The organism is Brenneria populi (assembly GCF_036016195.1).
In the GTDB taxonomy this organism is placed as follows: Bacteria; Pseudomonadota; Gammaproteobacteria; order Enterobacterales; family Enterobacteriaceae; genus Brenneria; species Brenneria populi.
The window spans coordinates 82,048-101,778 of the sequence record NZ_JAYWTM010000011.1 but is presented as its reverse complement, the minus strand read 5'-3'; the positions used below and the strand labels follow the sequence as shown (position 1 = coordinate 101,778).

The following is a 19,731-nucleotide window of genomic DNA, read 5'->3' as shown; positions in this document are numbered from 1 at the left end:
AGCATCAATGCGAGACATCAACGGTGGCGGTCATCGACAGGCCGACCTGTAGCGGATGCTGCGCCAACTGTTGCGCATCCAGCGCTATCCGCACCGGCAGCCGCTGGACCACCTTGATCCAATTGCCGGTGGCGTTTTGCGCCGGCACCACCGAAAAAGCCGCGCCGGTGCCGCCGGAGAAGCCGACCACCGTGCCGCGATACTCGACCGCGCCGCCATAAAGATCGGACTCCAGCGTGACGGATTGGCCGGCGCGCACCTGGGCGAGCTGCCCCTCCTTGAAATTGGCGTCGACGTAGGCCTGGTGGATGGGAACCACCACCATCAACATCGCGCCGGGCTGGACGCGTTGGCCGACCTGGACCTGACGGCGGGAGACGACGCCGTCTATCGGCGCGCGGATGACCGTACGCGCCAGATCGAGACGGGCCTGTTCGAGCGCCGCTTTGGCCGAGAGGACTTCCGGATTGTCGTCGACGCCGGCGCCGGCGACCAGCGCGTGGTTCGACTTATAGGAGCCTTCGGCGGAAAGGCGATCGGAGCGCGCCGAGGCAAGACGGGCTTTGGCGGTGGCGAACGCGTTCTGCGCGGTGGTCAGCTCATCCCCCGACACCGAGCCTGATCTGGCCAAATTTTTACGGCGATCCAGATCGATGCGCGCTTTTTCCAGATCGGCATCGGCGGCGTTCTCCGTCCAGGTGAGCGCGGAAACCCGCGCTTCCAGACTCTCGTCATTGGCGATATAGCTTTCGACCTTCCTGCGCGCGTTGTCGTATGCCGCCTCGGCCTGCGCCAGCGTGTGACGGGCGTCGGCATCGTCCAGGACGACCAGAATATCGCCGTGTTTCACCGTCTGGGTGTCCGAGACGTTAACCTGTTTCACCGGACCGGGAACCAGCGGCGTCACCTGCGCCACATCTGCGCCGACATAGGCGTTATCCGTGGTGACGCTGCGCGAGGCGATCAGGACGTAATAGGCATAATAGGCGGCGCCCAGCACCAGCACCGTTACCAGCAGCGCGAGAAAAAGCCGTTTGCGTTTGCCGTTGGGGGCCGGCTGTCGCTCTTCTCCGTTGGGGGAGGCCGTATGCTCGATGTTTGCATTATCAGACATAGTCAATATTTCCTTCAGGAGCGAAAACCGCCGCCGAGCGCGCGGATCAACGCGACATCTAGGGAGAAAGCACGGGCTTGTAGAGTTGCCACAGCGCGCCGGCTGGTGATAAGAGCGTCCTCTGCCGTCAGGACATCAAGATAGGTCGCCAGGCCGCCGCGGTAGCGGTTGTTCGCCACCGTCCAGGCGTTCTGGGCGGCGCGTTCGGCGTCTTGCGCATACGCGAGCCGCTGCCGGAGCGCGCGTTCGCTGGCGATGGCGTCGGCGACATCGTGCAGCGCCTGCACCAGCGCGGCGTCATACTGGGCCACCGCCGATTCATAATCGGCTTCCGCCGCGCGCTGCTGACCGCGCAGATAGCCGCCGTCGAAGATCGGCAGACTGATCGCCGGGCCGATGGTGCCGAATTTGGAGTCCGGTTTTAACAAATTGTCCAGCCCCAGCGACTGCATACCGACCAGCGCGCCGAGATTGATATTGGGATAGAAAGCGGCGCGCGCCTGTTTGATGCGGCTGGCCGCGGCTTCGCTGCGCAGTTTGGCCGCAAGAATATCGGGGCGGCGTCCGAGCAGCTCGGCGGGAATATTGGCGGGCAGCGCGGCGACGGCTTGCGACCTGACGGCCGGCGCCTTGATGGACAAACCGCGATCCGGTCCGGCGCCGAGCAGAGCGGCGATGCGGTAACGGGTCAGGGTGATCGACTCCTCGATTGAGGCGACTTCGCCCCGGGCGGTGGACAACGCCGATTGCGCCTGTTCCGTCGCCCCAAGGTTCTCCAGGCCCGACGCCTCGCGCTCGCGCATCAGCGCCAGCGTTTGGCTGCGCACCTCGACGGCTTGTCGTGCGGCGTCATATTCGGCGAACAGGCTGGCGAGTTCGGCGTAAGCGCTGGCGATGCCGGCGGAAACCGTTAAGCGCGTCGCCGCAGTTTCCGCTCGCTCCGCTTCGACTTCCGAGAGCGCGGCGGCCAGCGCCGCCCGGTTGCGGCCCCAAAAATCCAGCTCCCAGGTGAGGTTAAATGAGAATTGGCCATATTCGTCCCACTGGCTGGGATTGCGGGTAAAGTTGTAGCTTTGTCGGGTCGAGCCGCCTTCCGCGTCGGCCTGGAGCGACGGGCGCAGTTGGCTGCGCGCCTGTCCGGCCAGCGCCTCGGCGCGCGTGAAACGCGCCCTGGCCACGCGCAGATCCGTCGCCCCCGCCAGCCCCTCGTTAATCAACCGGTTCAGTTGCGCATCGCCGAAGCTCTCCCACCAGCGGTCCGTGGGCCAGGCCGCGGCGGGCGCGGAAAACGTGGTTGAATGGGCCAGACTGTCGGCCGATTTTATCGACGACAGATTGGCGGATTCCGGCCAAAACGCGCAGCCGGCCAGCAGCAGAGACGCCGCCATGACGGTGGTTCCCGCAAGCGCGGAACGCGGTCTGGGGACTGACGTATAACGCATTGTGAAGGTCTCTTATTTAACCATACGGTATGGTATATCATCGGCGCGAAAACCGGTCAAGCAGGGGAATGAACGGCAGCGCCCATATGCGAACGCACTCTATTTGGCGCCTATTTACGCTGCGGCAATCGTTGGGCGGCGGGGCTATCGTTTTTGCCGCCGGGACGCCAGGTAATCGGCATAAAGGGCGGATAGAGGGGAATATTATGGCTAGGGTGGCGGTGGTGTATCCGAGCGATATGGGAAGCGCGTGCGCCACGGCGAAGAGATGGCGGCGCTGCCGCCGCTGTTGCGGGCGCTCGTTTCCCCCGCGCCGGCCGCGCGGTTGAATTTAGCGCGCGGCGAACTCCGCCTGCGCCACCGCGAGCAGCTGCCGGGTCACCGGATCCTGGGGATTACGCAACGTCACAAGCGAGAGATCGGGCTTGACGTTAACCTTGCTAACGGGTTTTAACACCGCGCCCGCCTGTTTTGCCGCCGATGCCATAGAGGCGGGAAGAAGGCCGAGACCTAATCCCGCGCCGACCAGCGCGATGACCATGTTAACGGTGGCGACGCGTTGACCGATCGCGGGGATAAAGCCCAGGGCGTGACGAAATATCGAGGTGCCGTCATCCCGGTCGTGCGCCGCGCAGACCACAAAAGATTCCTGCTCGATGTCGGCGATATGGATCTGTTTTTTGTCCAGCAGCGGATGATTGTTCGGCAGCGCCAGGCGCAGCGGCCACTCTCCCAGTTTGAGCGCCTGCAACTGCGCGGGCAGCGTGAGTGAAAGCGTTGGCATTAAGGCGGCATGGATATCGCCATTGGTCAGCGCCGCCAGTTGTAACCGCGGGTGCATCTCCGCCGCGCGGATTTCAACATCAGCCGCCCGCCGCTGAAAAGAACGCGTGACCTTCGCCAGAATCCCCGTCTCTGCGGCGCTGCCGGAGTACGCGAGACGCAGCAATCCGATCTCGCCCATCAGCGCGCGGCGCGTAAGCCGGGTGAGGCTATCCACCTGGTTCAGGATCTGGCGCGCCTGCTTGAGAAACAGGTGCCCGGTGTCGGTCAGTTCGACACGGCGATTGTTGCGCGCGATCAGCTTGCCGCCCAGATAGGCTTCCAGCGCCTTGATTTGAACGCTTAACGCCGGTTGGGCGATATGTAAGCGTTCCGCCGCCCGTCTAAAATGCAACTCTTCGCCGACTGCGACAAAATAACGGAGATGTTTTAAGTCCATTGATATTATAACCTTATCAATCACGCAATAATAATATATTAGACGATATTGCCGGGGGAAGATATCGTGCCATTGATGGATTTTGCCGCTGTTCACCGGCTTCATACGCATTTCTATCAATAAATCGTCTGTAAAGCAGATGATTGATGGGGATGATTCCTTGGCGGATAAAGATATTTCGCAACATTTTTTTGGTAAATATCCGCAGTTGATCACCGGGCATCCTCAGCGTGGCGCCACTGCCGCAGGCAGGCGTTTTTTCACTTCAACAGTAGGAAAAGAACATGGCACATACTATTCGCAAAGCGGCCGGCATCGCCGCCGCTGCATTCGTTCTTTCACTTTCGTTTACCAGCATGGCAAATGCGGACCCGGCCAACGACACGCAGGCGATTTCGGTGCGGCTAAATGGCGAAACGTTGCAGTATCCTTACCGCTATGACAAAACCGGCGCTCATTTCGACTGGACGCATGACGGGGTGACGGCGCGGCAGATCGATTGGTTTTGGAGCAATATGGAAAAAGGTTTCATCCTCTGGCATCCGGAACAGCACGAACCGCTGGAATGGCCGGTACCGGTTAAGAACGGCAACCCGCTGGGCGCAATTCACAACGCGCCCCAGACCTGGAGCGACGGTAAACGACAAAATCTCTATATCCGTTTCGAAAAGCTGGAGGATGTGCCCGCTGAAATCAGAGAGTTGATTATTTACGAACACGTCATTGTGGTTGCCGGTCTGGGTTTTGATGAAGCCTCCATCAAGGATCCCAAACCTCTGGGTTATCGCGTGCATCAGTGGCAGAAGACCGATCAAGGCGTCGTCGGACGCTCTTCCGCCATCGGCACGCGCAAGAAAGAGAGCGCGGAGGACGGGCTGGTCTGGGCGAAACATGCCGGACAGGAAATTGCCAATTGGGGCGCCTTTTTACCGCAGGTTTATAATCTCTACCGCGTGGTTAAAGATGAAAAGCGCAATCCTTTTTCCGATTTAAGCGTTGAAGGCACCGGGCGCGATGCGGTGTATAAGCACATCAAATAAGTGAAAACAGCGGTCGCGGCTTTGGTTTCATCACCCGGCGCAATGGGCGCCGATCGCGACCGCCATACCTGGTTCTTTTCAGCGGAACGGGCTTAAGCGTCAGCGGGGCGTGCGATGTATACGCAAGCGGCGCGTGATGCATTGTTCGCTTTTTGAACAGTATCACAACATACTCCCCGACTTACTGCTATTTACTGAACGAATATTTTCTCTGGGCGATGGAAGCTCAACATCTCGCTGTTGTTCCTTAACATTGACCGGAGACGATCGATGCATACCGAATCGCTACAGTACGATATCCACGGCTGGAAAAATATCTCACCGGTTTTGCAGCGGTTCATCATCCAGCATGCGCGCCGGCGCTCCGCCAGCGCCGGCACCGTCCTGTTTCACCAGGGAGCCGTGGCGGAGGTGGTGGCCTGGACGATGGACGGGCTGGTATTTACCCGCGTTAATCATGACAGCGGCGGGCAGACATTGTTGAACCATATTCCGCCGGGGCGCCTGATCCTGTTCAATTTTATGTGGAAGAACGAAGCGCTGGATCGCGAATTTTACGCTATGACCAACGTAGAACTGCTGGTGTTGCCCAAACGCAACATGGTGCAGTTGCTGGCGCAGCACGATGAATTAAAGATGCTGGTCATCGACTCGCTGACCAGGAACATTGACGACCTCACCCAGGTGATGTTTACCCACAAAGCCGCCTCCCGCGAGGCGAACGTGGCGCGTTTTCTGCTTGATTGCGAAGTTGCCCGGCAGCGCGACGGCAGCGCCGCCGTTCCTCTTTCGATGCAGTTTATGGCGGAGTGTCTGCGGCTATCGCGGCCGTTTATCGCCAAAACGCTAAAGGATTTCGCCGAACGCCTGCTGATCGGCATGCGTTACGGCGCCATCACCGTTCTGGACCGTAAGGGGCTGCGGCGCATCGCCGGGGAGTAAGCGATTGTCGGAAATGTGATGGCTTTCCCGGTGGAAATGTCATTTTTTGCCATTGTCCCCGTTTTCTTTACGTTACCATCGCAGCAAGTTTCGTGGGAAAGAGAAAACGCTATGTTTAATGCAAGCGAAGTATTGCCCTGTGAAATAAAAAGTATGGGTTCGCAGAACGCCGATCCTCATCTTATTACCAAAATGCTGTTTTTTATTAATTTAGTCACCAGCGGTTCTATCTCTACCGCTTCGGAGAAAATGGGGGTTTCCATCTCTTCCGGATCGCGCTGGCTGTCTGATTTGGAAAAAGAGATTGGCTGTACGTTGTACCGTCGGAATAATAAAAATGCGCCGTTGACCGACGCCGGAGAATACCTTTTTAATCACTTTTCCGCTATCAGTAATAAAATTAATCAACTGCAATGCGAACTGAGCTCTTTTTCCAACGAAGTGTGCGGAAATATTCGTATTTGCTGCACCCCGGTTTACGCCAATGATTATCTTATCCCGGTGGTGACCGATTATCTTGCGCGTTATCCCCAGGTGAATTTTTCTATTAATATTTCTGCTTACGGCATTCAGTATTGGAAAGATTACGACATTATTATCGGCGCGGTGAATGCTTTCAGTTGTCAGAAAGAGAAGACGCTGCCGCTGGTGCGGCGCAATCTGATGAGCGAACCCTTTATTACCGTGGCCACGCCGACTTATCTGGCGCAACACGATCTGCCGCATACGCCGGGCGAACTGTTGCAGCACCGCTGTCTGTACGCCAGTTCGTTGACCGGCGGCAATGAGTGGGCTTATGAAAAGGACGGCGAGCGGCACTTTTTCAAAATTCCGAAATCGCTGGAGGTGTGCGACAGCCTGCTGCTGCGTGAAGCGGTGCTGCACCATGCCGGCATCGCCTATCTGCCGCGCTACGTGGTACAGCAGGATATCGCCTGCGGTCGGCTGATGGTGCTGCTGCGTGAATGGAATACCTCGCAGTGGCTGCTGAATCTGTACTATCCCGCACCGGGCTACCTGACGGAGGGCGTGGCGTCGTTCAAGCGTTTTTTACTGGAGCGCCATGCGCGCTATTTGGGCAGCGAACCGCTGTTGCATGCCTGCGTCGGCGCCTGATTTCTTGATATTTCCAACTGAGGCGCTATCCGACCCCGATACCCTGTTATTCGCCTCTTCTTCGAACTGCGTTATCCAGAAAAATTGTTTTATTCCAGCTATTAATTTCATGACTGATTCGAGCGCAACGGTGGCTGAAATCTATGTGAGTTAGTACGCCCGAAATCCCAACGGTGCTGACAGAAACTCTCTTCCTAAATTTGTGGGGATAGCGCCACCTCCCCCGTGAGGGGGTAATTAAGACAATATTTACTTTCCGATAATGATCATCCTCTCCTTTATTTCCGTGATATTTATGGTGTTATTATATTTGTGTTTTTGCAGTATTTTTTGATGAAGATCGCATAATTTATTTAGGTATTGCATAAATGAAAATTGGTTTTTTATTTGTGCTCTTCATTACCTTTTATCACTGTGTGAAACTTCCGGTAAATAAGTTAACGACTGTTAATAAATAGTGATTCCGCCAATATTGTGACAGCGATCAATATATTAATTCCTCAATAAAAATGGCGTTTTTATTATTCCCTTGATTATCTGGATGGTCATTATGCGACAATCGAACAATATATCCGAAAATACGCTCGTCATCGCCGACACCCGGAGTAATTTTGGCGGCTGGGGTTGGAGCATGGTCGGTTTCAGCTTCCTGATGTACTACAACTTCGCCGCCTGGACGGCCGATGGCCTTAACGTCATCGTGCAGAGTTTCGTCGATTTGCACGGCTGGGACTTCGCCACGCTGTTGTCGTTTTCGACGCCCGCGGGCTGGATCGGCGTTATCGGCGCGCTGGTGATCGCGGAGTTTATCAAACGGCAGGGCGCCAGATACGTCGCCGTCATCGGCCTGGCGGCGCTGGGCGTGACGATGATCTGGTTCGGCCGCATCACCAGCTACTGGGAGTATGCCGTCGGGCTGATGTTGATGAACCTGCTCGCCACCGGCTGTTGCTTCAATGTGCCCTCCACGCTGCTCAATAGCTGGTTTCCGCGCAAAAAGGGGCTGGCGCTCGGCTGGGCGACTATGGGCATGTCTTTCTGCACCGCCACGCTGGTGCCGCTGATGTTCTTCCTGTTCGGCCGGGTCGGCGTTGCCAACGCCTACGCCGTGGTGGGGGGCGCCTTAATCCTGCTCGGACTGCTTACGCTGCTCTGGGTGCGCAATACCCCGGAAGAGCGCGGCCTCTATCCCGACAACCAGCCTATCTCCGAGCAACAGCGGGCGGCCAATCTGAAATCCCTGGATAACTACCAGAGTCCGTTCACCTATCGGGTACTGCTGCGGGATCGGGATATGTGGCTGATCTCCATCGGTTTCGGCCTGTTGTGGCTGGTGGATATCGGCGTGGTCAGTCAATTGGTGCCGCGGCTTGTCTCCGTCGGCTACAGCCGGGATACGGCGGTGTGGATGTTTACCACGGCGGCGCTGGTTTGCGCGGTGTTCAGCTACTTTTGGGGTTGGCTGGACGTGCGGCTGGGCACCAAAAAGGTCAGCGTCGCCTATGCCTTCTTCTTCGCCGTCACCCACCTCTGTCTGCTGGTGCGCGGCAACGACTATTTCACCTATTTCACCTTATTGATGGTGGGCGCCAGCATCGCCGGTATCAAAGAGCTTTGTACCTCGATCGTCGGAACTGTCTATGGCCGCTACGACTTCGCCGCCGCCAACCGGCTGATTTCCACTATTGCCTGCCTGTTCCGCGTCAGCTGTTTCGTGGTTATCGCGGTGAGCCTGAAGTACACCGGCAGTTATGACGGCGCCTATATCGCCTTCATCCTACTCGACCTTATCGCGGCCTGGCTTATCTTTCGCATCAACGACCGTTGCAAAGGAAAGCAGGACCCGGCCCCGATAGCGGGACAGAGCGAAAAAACGGCACCCCTCGTGTGACGAATCGGAGAGAACGCAATGCGTGAAAAAGAGCGAATAACGGCGCAACAGGCGGCGGAAAGCGTACGGGACGGCATGACGCTGATGATCGGCGGTTTTATGGCGGTGGGTACGCCGGAGAAGATCATCAATGCCCTGGTGGAACTGGGCCGGCGCGATTTGACCATTATCGCCAACGATACCGGCCTTATCGATCGCGGTATCGGCAAGCTGGTGGCCAACCGCCAGGTGAGGAGGGTGATCGCCTCGCACGTCGGCCTGAACCCGGAGACGGGGCGGCAGATGTCCCGTGGCGAACTGGAAGTGGAACTGGTGCCGCAGGGGACGCTGGTGGAGCGCATCCGCGCCGGCGGCGCCGGCCTGGGCGGCGTGCTGACGCCGACCGGCCTGGGCACGCTGGTGGCTGAGGGCAAGCAACGGATAGAGATCGACGGCAAGAGTTTTCTGCTGGAGAAACCGCTGCGCGCCGATATCGCGCTGATCCGCTGCTCGCTGGCGGATAGCGTGGGCAATGCGGTGTTCAACAAAACCACGCGCAACTTCAATCCGGTTATGGCGACGGCGGCGGATCGGGTGATCGTCGAATGTGAAACCATCATCCCGGTCGATGCGCAGGTTAACGACCGTTACCACATTCCGGGCATTTTCATCGACTACCTGGTGGATGGCGAGGAGGCCGCATGGATAAGAGAACGCTAAGGGAACGCATCGCCCGGCGCGTGGCCCGCGAACTGCAAACGGGAGACCTGGTCAATCTGGGCATCGGCCTGCCGTCGCTGGTGGCCAACTACGTCGCCGACGACCTGGGGGTGATCTTCCAGTCGGAGAACGGGCTGGTGGGGCTGGGGCCGATGCCGGACCGGGCGCACATCGATGTCGATCTGACCAACGCCGGCGGGCAGCCCGTCACTGCGCTGCCGGGCGCCGCTTTCTTCGACAGCGCGCTGTCGTTCGCCATCATCCGCGGCGGACATGTGGATGTCACGGTGCTGGGCGCGCTGGAGGTGGATGGCGAGGGGAGCCTGGCCAACTGGATCATCCCCGGAAAAATGGTGCCCGGCATGGGCGGCGCGATGGATCTGGTGATCGGCGCCCGGCGGGTCATTGTGGCGATGGAGCACTGCGACAAGCAGGGCGGGCCGAAGATCCTGCCGCGCTGCACGCTGCCGCTGACGGCCCGCGGACAGGTCAATCTGATCGTGACGGAAAAAGCCGTTATCGAGGTGACGGAGAGCGGCCTGTTGCTGAAGGAGATCGCCTTTGATACCTGCGCCGACGAGGTGCGGCGAGCGACCGGCGCGGAACTGCGCGTTGACGACAACGTAAAACAATTCGGTCAAGAGGAGCTAACGCAATGAAAGTGATTCGAATCAGTGATAGCGCGGCCTACGCCCCACCGCTGCATCACGGCATGGTGGCGCTCAAGCTGAGCGATGAAAAACTGACCGGCGCCCGCCGTTTCTGGTGCGGACTGTCGCATTTTCTGCCGGGCGGCGGCGCGGAGTGGGCCTATGACGACTCTCCCACCGAGAAACTGTATGTGCTGTTGGAAGGCGAACTGACGCTGCGCACTGGCGAAGGCGACCAGGTGCTGCGCAAGGGCGATGCGGCGTATCTCGCGCCCAATGAGGGGAGGGAACTGGTCAACCACACCAACTATCCGGCCAGCATGCTGGTTCTGGTCAGTAATGAGTGACGATCGACGAGGAAACGACAATGGACAAACAGTGGGACGACAAGATTAAGCGCCTGTTCAGCCTGGAGGGCAAGGTGGCGGTAGTCACCGGCGGAGCCGGTTCGCTGGGCGCGGGGGTAGCGCGCGGGCTGGCGAACTTCGGCGCCAAAGTGGTGATAACCGGACGCACCGCCTCCTCGCTGGCGGAGTCCGCAGAGCAGGTGAAACAGGCCGGCGACGTGCTGGCGGTGGTCGCCGACGTCACCGATGAAGCGTCGGTCGAGCGGTTGGCCGACCAGGCTATTGACGCATTCGGCCGGGCGGACATTCTGGTCAACGTGGCGGGCATCGCCATCCGTCACCCGGCGGAAGCGTTCGATATCGCGGATTTCCGCAAAGTGATCGACAGCAACGTCACCGGCACCTTTATCCCCTGCAAGGTATTCGGCGCCCGCTTCAAGCAGCAGGGCGGCGGCAAGATCGTCAACACCTCTTCGGTACGCGCTTTCGCCGGCCACCCCGGCGGCTATGCCGCCTACGGCACATCCAAAGGCGCCATCAACCTATTGACCCGCCAACTGGCGACGGAGTGGGCGAAGTACCGCATCAACGTCAACGCGGTGGCGCCGACCATTTTCTGGACGCCGCTGACCCAGGAGGTGCTGGAGGATGAAAAACTGAAAAAAATCTTCCTCGATCGTATTCCGCTGGGCCGGGCGGCGGTGGTGGAGGATATGGTCGGCACCACGGTGTACCTCTGCTCCGCGGCGGCGGATTTCATCACCGGGCAGGTAGTGTATGTGGACGGCGGCTGTACGGCCGGTTAAATCACGCAATAGGCGCGCGGCATAAGGCGCGGCGCGCGGTAAACTGAGGAGTAGCAACATGGGTAAGAAAATATTTGTCGATTTAACGCACCCTTTCAGCGCGGATACCCCGCGCTGGCCCTATTTTGATAAACCGCTGATTGATAACGCCCATACCATGGCGAAAGGCGGGGTTTTGACGCAAAGAATCTCCTGCACCATGCACACCGGCACCCACTGCGACGCGCCTCGCCATGTGATGGAGGTCGAATTTGACGGCAAAAGGGCGCGTTATACGCACGAAATGCCGGTGGACGCCTACACCGGCGAAGCGATCTGTCTGGAAATCAAAGTCGGGCGCTGGGAGCTGATCGGACCCGAACATCTCGAGGACGCCTGCCGGCGCGCCAATATAAAACCGGAAGAGTTGGCCGGCATGGTGGTGTGCCTGAATACTGGCATGCACCGTAAGTTTGATGATTCGAAAGCGTATTATCACTACTCCTGCGGCACCGGCGTTGAAGCCGGGAAATGGTTCGTCAAGCATAAAATCAAGTGCGTGGCGATGGATATGCAGGCGTTGGACCATCCGCTGCATACCGCCATGGGCAATAACGGCGCGACGCGCATGAATCTGCTTGGTGCGTCCGGCCGTCCGCTCACCGAGGAGTATGCGGAAAAATTCGGCGCGGAAGCCTACGCCGAATTCGATAAAGAGCGCTATATCGAGCTGCACGGGCAGGAAGCCTATGACGCCAAATTCGGCGATCTGGAGGAAATTGGCTGCTGGGGCACCTGGGAACCCTGCCACAAACAGATGCTCGGCCACGGTATCGTCGGCGTGGAAAACCTGGGCGGCGATCTGGATAAGGTGGCGGGCAAGCGTTTCCGCTTTTTCTGCTTTCCACTGCGCTGGTATTTGGGCGACGGCTCCATGGTGCGCTGCGTCGCGGAAATAGACGAAGACGATGTTAATAATGTGCCGGAAAGAACTTACAGTTACGGCGGCTGTATTTAATACCTGAAATTCAAATACGCCATATATATACCCCGAATAATTCGAATTGCAGGCGTCAACGCGCCCGCGACTTGAAATATGAAGGGTATAGCGGCGAGTGATAAATAGCTCTGGGTGAAGAGAACGTTCCGCCTTTAATTAATTCCTACGCCTAAAGATGGAAATTATAGCGGCCCGTTTTTCCGGTTTTTTATTAAACGGCGGCGCCGTGCCGGCATATTAATTTGCGCCGGAAAAAACGTTTATTTTTATTTTAAATAAAAATAAACGCCGCGGCGTATCACCCTGTTTTCAACAGGAGTCGCAACATGGGTACGAAAGATGTGGTGATTGTCAGCGCCGTCCGCACGCCGATTGGCAGTTTTGGCGGCGTATTGAAAGACCTCTCCGCAATACAGTTGGGGAATGATGCGATTAGCGAGGCGATCGCCCGCGCGGCAATCAAGCCCGGCGACGTCGATGAAGTGATTCTGGGCAATGTGCTGGGCGCCGGATTGGGGCAGAACGTGGCGCGCCAGGTGGCCATCGCCGCCGGCGTACCACCGGAAAAGAGCGCCTTCACGGTGAGCAAAGTGTGCGGTTCGGGGCTGAAGGCGGTGATTCTGGCGGCGCAGGCCATCTCGCTGAAAGATGCGCAGATTGTCGTCGCCGGCGGCACGGAAAGCATGAGCAACGCGATGTATCTCGCCAGCGCCGCGCGCTGGGGGCAGCGCATCGGCGACAGCAAATTGGTGGACAGCCTGTTGCTGGACGGACTGACGGACGCCTTTTCCGGCGAGCATATGGGTATCACGGCGGAAAATCTGGCGCAGAAATACGGCCTGTCGCGCGCCGAACTGGACGCCTTTGCGCTGGAGAGCCAGCGGCGTACCGAACAGGCGCAGAAAAACGGCCGTTTCGACGCCGAGATCGTTCCGGTGGCGGTGCGTAAGCGCAAAGAGACGATAACGGTGACGGCGGACGAATTTCCGCGCCCCGGCACCACGCTGGACAAACTGGCGGCGCTGGCGCCCGCCTTTAGGCCCGATGGCGTCGTCACCGCCGGCAACGCCTCCGGCATCAACGACGGCGCGGCGGCGCTGGTATTGATGAGCCGGGAGCGGGCCGAAGCGCTCGGACTGACGCCTCTGGCGACGATCCGCTCCTGGGGCAACGGCGGAGTCGACCCCGCTATCATGGGCTACGGTCCGGTGCCTGCTACGCAGAATGCGCTCAAACGGGCCGGGCTAACCGTGGACGATCTCGATGTTATCGAGGCTAACGAAGCGTTCGCCGCCCAGTCGCTCAGTGTGATGAAGGGGCTGAATCTGCCGCTGGAAAAAACCAACGTCAACGGCGGAGCCATCGCGCTCGGCCACCCCATCGGCGCGTCCGGCGCACGCATTCTGGTGACGCTGCTGCATGAAATGCAGCGCCGTCGTTCCCGCTACGGACTGGCGACTCTCTGCATCGGCGGCGGCATGGGGCTGGCGCTGGTGGTCGAACGAGCATAATTATCAACAGGAGAAAAATATGTCTCTGGAAAATCGTGTCATTCTTACCGTGGCCTGCACCGGTGCCTGGCCGCAGAAATCCGATACGCCTCATATTCCGCTGACGCCGCAGGAACAGGCCGAGGAGATTGAACGTTGCTGGCTGGCCGGCGCGTCCATCGCTCATATTCATGTGCGCGACGACAATCATCAGGCGTCGATGGATTTCGATAAATTCAGCGAAACCGTGGCGCTGGTACGTGAACGTTGCGACATCGTCATCAATCTGACCACCTCCGGCGGACTGGGGCTGGACGATGAGGTGCGCATTCGGCCGTTCCGCGAACTGCGTCCGGAAATGGCCTCGTTTGACGCCGGCACCATGAACTGGGCGCACAGTACGGTATTCGAAAACAGCCCGCGTTTTCTGGAAAAACTGGCTCAGGAGATGAATGCGGTCGGCGTGAAGCCGGAGTTCGAGATTTTCGACGGCGGCATGATCTACAACGTGCTCTATTACATCAAAAAAGGGCTTATCGTCGGTCGGCCGCATTTCCAGTTCGTGCTGGGCGCCCCCGGCGGCATGACGGCGGAGGTGCGCAACCTGCTGTTCCTGCTGGAAACCTGCCGTCACAACCTGGGGAACGATTTCACCTGGTCGGCGCTGGGCATCGGCCGCGGGCATTTGCCGATCCTGTACAGCACGCTGGCGCTGGGGGGGCATATCCGCGTCGGCATGGAAGACAACATCTTCTATCGCAAGGGCGAGTTGGCATCCAGTAATGCCCAGTTTGTCGAGCGGGTGAAACGCCTGGCCGGCGAGATGGACAAAACTATCGCTACCCCGGCGGAAACGCGGGAAATCTTGAAACTATCGGAGAACCGGCCATGATCCGCAAAATCGCCGTGATAGGTGCGGGAACGATGGGGCATGGCATCGCGCAGGCGTTCGCCACCTATGGTTATGACGTGGTGATGTACGACACCGATCCCGCCGCGTTGCACCGGGGGCTGGCGGCCATCCGCCGCGAGCAGACGATGATGATCGAGGAGGGTTTTCTGTCGGACGAGGCATTGGAGCGGACGCTTGCGCATATCGCGACCAGCACCGATCTGGCTCAGGCCGTCGCCGATCGCGACTATGCGATCGAAGCCACGCCTGAGGACATGGCATTGAAACAGAACCTGCTGGAGAGCCTGGATGCCTTCATGCCGCCTCACGGGATTATCGCCAGCAACACCTCCAGCCTGCCCCTGGCCGGGATGATGGCGCGTTTGGGCAAGGCGCGTCAGGCGCGCACCATGGTCAACCACTGGTACAACCCCGCACATCTGATGCCGCTGGTCGAACTCTCCTTTTTCGGCAATATGCCGCAGGAGATTTTCGCCGAGGTGGAGGCGCTGTACGCGTCGATTAAAAAACAGACCGCCAAGGTGCTGAAGGATATTCCGGGGCTGGTGGCCAATCGTATCCAGCAAGGGGTGGCGCGCGAAGCGTTCTGGCTGATACAGAACGGCGTCGCTGAACCGGCCGATATCGACAAGGCGTTGAAATTCGGCCCCGCTTTCCGCTACGCCACCACCGGACAACTGGAAGTGGCGGATTTCGGCGGCCTGGACATCTGGTGCGTGGTTGGCGACAACCTGCTCAAAGCGATGGATAACTCGCAGCAGGCCAATCCGCTGCTGCGTGAAAAGGTAGCGGAAGGCAAGCTGGGCATCAAAACCGGCGAGGGCTTTTACCGCTATCCCGGCGATAAGGTGGAGGAGGTTCGCGCGCGATTTATGCGCAAACTGATTCACCAGCTAAAAGCGTCCGCGTTTTACGTCGACTAATCGATCGAAGAGAAGAGGGTTAAGTATGATTAACCGCATGGTGATGTTCTTTGTCAACCTGATGAACAAATATCTTCCCGATCCCTTCACGGTTGCGTGGCTGATCACCCTTGTCGTCGTGGCGATGGCCTTCGCTTTCACCAGCGCCACGCCGGGGGAGGTCATCGGTTACTGGGGCGACGGCTTCTACGATCTGCTGGCCTTCGCCATGCAGATGAGCCTGGTTCTGGTCACCGGCTACGCGCTGGCCGATGCGGCCGTGATACAGAAGGCGATGCGCGCCCTGGTGCGTATTCCCAAAACGCCGCAACAGACGGTATTTTTCGTCTCTTTGGCGTCAGCGATACTTTGCTATCTGAATTGGGGTCTGTGCATTATCGCCGGCGCTTTTCTGGCGCGCGAGGCCGCGCGGGCGCACCCTGACGTCGATATCCGGCTCATCGTCGCCGCGGGTTTCTCCGGCATTATCGTCACGCACGGCGGCCTGTCGGCGTCGATACCGTTGCTGATCAATACCCAAGGCCATTTCCTGCAACAGGAAATCGGCCTGATCCCGCTCGAACAGACGATTTTCGCTCCGCAAGCGCTGGTGATAACTATTTTGTTGCTGATCTGTATCCCGTTTTGCTGCCTGCTGATGATGCCGAAGAAGGGGCAGGAGGTGCTGGTCGATCCCTCGGTGTTCGATGATGCGCCGTCCGGGCTCGAGGTCAAAACCAGCGATAAGCCGACGTTCATCGCCGATCGCCTGGAGCAAAGCAAAATTCTGAAGTATCTGCTGGGGTTCTCCGGTCTGGGTTACCTTGCCTATACCTGGGCGACGAAGGGTTTGGTCTTTAATCTCAATATCCTGATCTTTCTGTTTCTGGTGCTGGGCATTCTCGCCCATGGTACGCTCCTCGACTACGCCCGGTCGATCACCCGGGGCGCCACCACCTGCGGGGGGATCATTCTGCAATACCCCTTTTATGCCGGGATTATGGGTATCATGAAAGGAAGCGGGCTGGTGTTCATTATTTCCGACGCGCTGCTGGCGATCTCGAATGCCCACACATTCGAGCTGATGTGCTACCTCTCGTCGATGATCATCAGCATTTTCGTGCCGTCGGCGGGCGGGCATTGGGCCGTTCAGGCGCCGTTCATGTTGCCGGCGGCGCAAGTGCTGGAGGTCGAAACCTGGAAAGTCGCCATGGGGGTCGCCTGGGGCGAGAGCATATGGAATATCGTCACGCCGTTTTGGGCGCTGCCGGTGCTGGCCATCACCAAGACCAGCCTGCGGGATTTGATCGGCTTCACCGTATTTCTGTGGATCGTCGGCAATATTATCGTCATACCTTGCATCCTCTTTATTGGCAATTAAAAATCCAGGAGGCTTTAACCGAGGTGGAAAACGCTAATACGACGCCGTGAATGGATTTATATGAACAAAGTTTAATAATGCGTCTTTTAGTATCATTCCGATAACATTCGGATGTTTTTTTAATTTATAACAAATTGAAAAATAAATTGAATATCGGCTTTCCGCTCTCTGCCGCTCGCTCTGATGGTTAATGGTTTGGTTAATAAATCGCGCTTTTGCCGTCACCGCGGCATAAGCGCCGTGCCTATCGCTTCAGCCTGGTTGATAAATAAAAATTATTATCATTTAATTTGAAACAGTGCTTTTGAAGGGATGGATATGAATGAACATCGATTTGATGCCCTATTATGCTCAACCCGGCGAACAGCCGTTTGGCGCGCGGCGCATGGCAATGCCCTGGCGTAATCATGTGCCGCTGCCGCCGGAGCAGATCTCCGCCAGCTGGCAGGCGTTGACGCAACAAACCTTGCCCGCACGCAAACGTCTGTTGTATCTGCATATCCCTTTCTGTGCCACGCATTGTACCTTCTGCGGTTTTTATCAGAACAAGCTGCGTGACGACAGTACGGAAATCTATACCCGTTATCTGCTGAAAGAGCTGGCGATGGAGGCGGACAGCCCGTTGTATCAGACGGCGCCGATCCACGCCGTCTATTTCGGCGGCGGCACGCCGACGGCGATGGCGGCTAAAGAGCTTGCCCGGGTTATCAGCGCGATTCGCGCTTCGCTGCCGTTGGCGCCCGACTGCGAAATTACGGTGGAAGGGCGCTCGCTCGATTTCGACGATGAGCGTATCGACGCCTGGCTGGATGCGGGCGCGAACCGCTTTTCCATCGGTATTCAGACCTTTGACAGCCGCATTCGTCAGCGGATGGCGCGCACCTCCGATAAACAGCAGCTGATCCGCTTTCTGGAACGGTTATGTCAGCGGGACCGGGCCGCCGTGGTGTGCGATCTGATGTTCGGGCTTCCGGGGCAAACGCCGGAAACCTGGCGGGAAGATCTGAATATTGTCGCTAGCCTGCCGCTGGACGGCGTCGATCTCTACGCCTTGAATTTACTGCCCACCACGCCGCTGGCGAAAGCCGCTGAAAATCAGCGCGTTGTCTTGCCGGATGTCACCGCCCGCCGCGATTTCTACCGTAGCGGCGCGTCATTTTTGGCGGATGCCGGCTGGCATCAGCTCAGCAATAGCCACTGGGCCAGAACCACCCGCGAGCGTAATCTGTATAACCTGCTGATTAAACAGGGCGCCGACTGCCTGGCGATGGGGTGCGGCGCGGGCGGCAACCTTAATGGCCGCGCCTATATGATGGAGCGCAGTCTGGAACGTTATTACCAGGTTCTGGATCAGGAACAAAAACCGATCATGATGATGACGCCGGCCAGCCCGACCGGAGCCTGGCAACATCAGCTTCAGGCCGGAATCGAAGTCGGTCGGGTTAAATTACCGCAACTGACCCGCCATGCCGATGCGCTCCGGCCGCTGCTGAGCCAGTGGCATCAGGCGGGACTAACCTGCGACGATTCTACCTGTCTGCGTTTAACCAACGATGGCCGTTTTTGGGCCAATAACCTGATGCAGGCATTACAACAACTTATTCCTCAGCTGAATGCCGAAGAACACGCTCACTAACCGGAGACTTAACCATGACATTGAATGAATTATTGGCGACCGAGCCGGATGGCACGCTGGAAGAGATCGCCAGTCAGTATGATACCTCGCTGCTCAATGTGGTTAAGGCGCTGCCCGCGGCGCAGCGCACGCTGGTCTCCGGCGAACGGTTTGACCAGGTTTGGGAGGCGATTACCGGTTGGGGCGAAGTGACGTTAATCAGCCATACGGCGGACGCCATTCTGGAATTCAAAAGCGAACTGCCGAGCGGCGCGCATCGTCATGGTTACTTTAACCTGCGCGGAAAAAATGGGCTGAGCGGGCATATTCGTGCGGCCAATTGTCGGCATATCGCCTTTATCGAACGCAAATTTATGGGCATGGACACGGCGTCCGTGGTGTTTTTTAATACCGGCGGAGAGGCGATGTTTAAAATCTTTCTTGGACGGGATAGCCATCGCCAACTGCTGACGACGCAGGTCGATGCGTTCCATACGTTAGCGGCCGGATTGCTGCGGGAGCCGGTATGACGTGGTTACTCTTTGGCGCGGGTCAGGGCGTCGGCGGCTGTTTGTTGCAGCGCGCCATGGAGTGCGAGCAGCCGGTGGTTGTGGTGTTGCGCGACGCGGAACAGAGCGCGCGCTGGCGTGAGCAGGGCGTCGCCGTGGTGCAGGGCGATGCCTGCGACGCCGATACCGTCGCGCAGGCCTGTCGGCTGGCGGGCAAGGAGGCTATCGTCGTCTCTACTATGGGCGGCGGCGCGGTGAACTACCTGGGGCACCGGGTGGTGATTGACGGCGCCGAGCAGGCCGGGATAAAACGCATGCTGCTGGTGACCTCCATGGGCTGCGGCGAGCAATGGCCGCTGCTGTCGCCGCGCGCCAAAGCCGCCTTCGGTCTTGCGGTGCGGGAGAAGTCGCTGGCGGAAAGCTGGCTGCAAACCAGCTCGCTGGACTATTGCATCGTCCGTCCCGGCGGCTTGCTGGACGTGGTCGCCACACATAACGCGCGGCTGACCCAGGGCGATGCGGTATTGGGGCTGGTTTCCCGGCAGGATGTCGCGCTGGCCGTCGACCGTCTGTTACAGCAGCCGGTGTTTGGCAATCAAATCTACAGCCTGATCGATCCCGACCTCGAATTACCGCTTATGCCCTAATTGCGCTCCGCGGGTAACGTTATCCG

19 protein-coding genes are annotated in these 19,731 nt (G+C 58.4%); 16 read left to right on the top strand and 3 right to left on the bottom strand.

Annotation, left to right across the window (positions count from 1 at the left end; translation table 11 throughout):
* Positions 1–4: 4 nt before the first annotated feature.
* The 3 genes from VSX58_RS13220 to VSX58_RS13210 all read right to left on the bottom strand — a co-directional run bounded on the left by VSX58_RS13220 (position 5) and on the right by VSX58_RS13210 (position 3,778).
* Complete coding sequence (locus tag VSX58_RS13220; RefSeq protein WP_327618504.1) at positions 5–1,114, bottom strand: HlyD family secretion protein; 1,110 nt, start codon at positions 1,112–1,114, stop codon at positions 5–7.
* A gap of 14 nt (positions 1,115–1,128) precedes the next feature.
* Entirely contained in the window at positions 1,129–2,502 is a 1,374-nt protein-coding gene (locus VSX58_RS13215; protein WP_327618503.1) for an efflux transporter outer membrane subunit, read from the bottom strand.
* A 385-nt stretch (positions 2,503–2,887) separates the two neighbouring features.
* The gene (locus VSX58_RS13210; protein ID WP_327618502.1) at positions 2,888–3,778 is read right to left on the bottom strand and encodes a LysR family transcriptional regulator; all 891 of its coding nucleotides are present in this window, start codon (positions 3,776–3,778) and stop codon (positions 2,888–2,890) included.
* 284 nt (positions 3,779–4,062) lie between these two features.
* On the opposite strand from VSX58_RS13210, the gene VSX58_RS13205 reads away from it, so the two are divergent.
* The 16 genes from VSX58_RS13205 to VSX58_RS13130 all read left to right on the top strand — a co-directional run bounded on the left by VSX58_RS13205 (position 4,063) and on the right by VSX58_RS13130 (position 19,705).
* A complete protein-coding gene (locus VSX58_RS13205; RefSeq protein ID WP_327618501.1) occupies positions 4,063–4,818 on the top strand; it encodes a hypothetical protein in 756 nt (251 codons plus the stop codon).
* Between the two features lie 270 nt (positions 4,819–5,088).
* On the top strand, positions 5,089–5,760 hold the full coding sequence (locus VSX58_RS13200; RefSeq protein WP_327618500.1) for a Crp/Fnr family transcriptional regulator: 672 nt from the start codon (positions 5,089–5,091) through the stop codon (positions 5,758–5,760).
* Between the two features lie 111 nt (positions 5,761–5,871).
* Positions 5,872–6,876, top strand: a complete 1,005-nt coding sequence (locus VSX58_RS13195) for a LysR family transcriptional regulator (RefSeq protein WP_327618499.1) — start codon at positions 5,872–5,874, stop codon at positions 6,874–6,876.
* A 550-nt stretch (positions 6,877–7,426) separates the two neighbouring features.
* Entirely contained in the window at positions 7,427–8,767 is a 1,341-nt protein-coding gene (locus tag VSX58_RS13190; RefSeq protein ID WP_327618498.1) for an MFS transporter, read from the top strand.
* An 18-nt stretch (positions 8,768–8,785) separates the two neighbouring features.
* Entirely contained in the window at positions 8,786–9,466 is a 681-nt protein-coding gene (locus VSX58_RS13185) for a CoA transferase subunit A (RefSeq protein ID WP_327618497.1), read from the top strand.
* Complete coding sequence (locus VSX58_RS13180; protein WP_327618496.1) at positions 9,448–10,125, top strand: 3-oxoacid CoA-transferase subunit B; 678 nt, start codon at positions 9,448–9,450, stop codon at positions 10,123–10,125. The genes VSX58_RS13185 and VSX58_RS13180 overlap by 19 nt, the downstream gene beginning before the upstream one ends.
* Entirely contained in the window at positions 10,122–10,463 is a 342-nt protein-coding gene (locus VSX58_RS13175) for a cupin domain-containing protein (RefSeq protein ID WP_327618495.1), read from the top strand. Before VSX58_RS13180 ends, VSX58_RS13175 begins: the two co-directional genes overlap by 4 nt.
* A 20-nt stretch (positions 10,464–10,483) precedes the next feature.
* Positions 10,484–11,269: an SDR family NAD(P)-dependent oxidoreductase gene (locus VSX58_RS13170; RefSeq protein WP_327618494.1), complete on the top strand. Its 786-nt coding sequence runs from the start codon at positions 10,484–10,486 to the stop codon at positions 11,267–11,269.
* 58 nt (positions 11,270–11,327) lie between these two features.
* The gene (locus VSX58_RS13165) at positions 11,328–12,266 is read left to right on the top strand and encodes a cyclase family protein (protein ID WP_327618493.1); all 939 of its coding nucleotides are present in this window, start codon (positions 11,328–11,330) and stop codon (positions 12,264–12,266) included.
* Between the two features lie 308 nt (positions 12,267–12,574).
* Positions 12,575–13,759, top strand: a complete 1,185-nt coding sequence (locus VSX58_RS13160; RefSeq protein WP_327618492.1) for an acetyl-CoA C-acetyltransferase — start codon at positions 12,575–12,577, stop codon at positions 13,757–13,759.
* A complete protein-coding gene (locus VSX58_RS13155) occupies positions 13,668–14,630 on the top strand; it encodes a BKACE family enzyme (RefSeq protein ID WP_327618491.1) in 963 nt (320 codons plus the stop codon). The genes VSX58_RS13160 and VSX58_RS13155 overlap by 92 nt, the downstream gene beginning before the upstream one ends.
* On the top strand, positions 14,627–15,574 hold the full coding sequence (locus VSX58_RS13150; RefSeq protein ID WP_327618490.1) for a 3-hydroxyacyl-CoA dehydrogenase family protein: 948 nt from the start codon (positions 14,627–14,629) through the stop codon (positions 15,572–15,574). The genes VSX58_RS13155 and VSX58_RS13150 overlap by 4 nt, the downstream gene beginning before the upstream one ends.
* 25 nt (positions 15,575–15,599) lie before the next feature.
* Positions 15,600–16,934 (top strand): short-chain fatty acid transporter, encoded by a 1,335-nt coding sequence (locus tag VSX58_RS13145; protein WP_327618489.1) that lies wholly within the window; start codon positions 15,600–15,602, stop codon positions 16,932–16,934.
* 322 nt (positions 16,935–17,256) lie between these two features.
* Positions 17,257–18,570: a heme anaerobic degradation radical SAM methyltransferase ChuW/HutW gene (hutW, locus tag VSX58_RS13140; protein ID WP_327618488.1), complete on the top strand. Its 1,314-nt coding sequence runs from the start codon at positions 17,257–17,259 to the stop codon at positions 18,568–18,570.
* Positions 18,571–18,584: 14 nt separating this feature from the next.
* Positions 18,585–19,079 (top strand): heme utilization cystosolic carrier protein HutX, encoded by a 495-nt coding sequence (gene hutX, locus VSX58_RS13135; RefSeq protein WP_327618487.1) that lies wholly within the window; start codon positions 18,585–18,587, stop codon positions 19,077–19,079.
* A complete protein-coding gene (locus VSX58_RS13130) occupies positions 19,076–19,705 on the top strand; it encodes an NAD(P)H-binding protein (RefSeq protein WP_327618486.1) in 630 nt (209 codons plus the stop codon). Before hutX ends, VSX58_RS13130 begins: the two co-directional genes overlap by 4 nt.
* Positions 19,706–19,731 lie beyond the last annotated feature (26 nt).